The following is a 384-nucleotide window of genomic DNA, read 5'->3' as shown; positions in this document are numbered from 1 at the left end:
CGCAGCAGGGCAGGGCGGGCCTGCGCCTCCAGCACATGCTTCCGAATGCGCGGGTGGTCTATGTCTCGGCCACCGGGGCGACCTCAGTTCACAACCTCGCCTATGCGCAGCGGCTCGGCCTCTGGGGCGGCGGGCCCTCCGCTTGCGCTCCGGGCGTTCAGGATTGGCAAAGCTCCACTGGAGCTTCGCCTGCCCCGTTGGGGCACCATCCTTCACTCCCATTCGCGACACGGGCGGAATTTGTGCAAGCCATCGAAGCTGGCGGCGTTGCCGCGATGGAAGTCCTCGCCCGCGACCTGCGCTCGCTCGGTCTCTACACTGCCCGGTCGCTTTCCTATGACGGCGTCGAATACGAAATGCTCGAGCATGCGCTGACGCCTGAGC

The 384-nt window shown here is 66.7% G+C and carries 1 protein-coding gene; it reads left to right on the top strand.

Annotated elements, in window-relative coordinates:
* The coding region (locus D2N39_RS22455; RefSeq protein WP_199725347.1) for a strawberry notch-like NTP hydrolase domain-containing protein at window positions 1-384 on the top strand (384 nt) is incomplete at both ends.

Source organism: Gemmobacter lutimaris, assembly GCF_003570715.1.
Lineage (GTDB): Bacteria > Pseudomonadota > Alphaproteobacteria > Rhodobacterales > Rhodobacteraceae > Gemmobacter > Gemmobacter lutimaris.
Note: the sequence above shows the minus strand (reverse complement) of the source record. Positions and strands in the feature narration are given on the sequence as shown.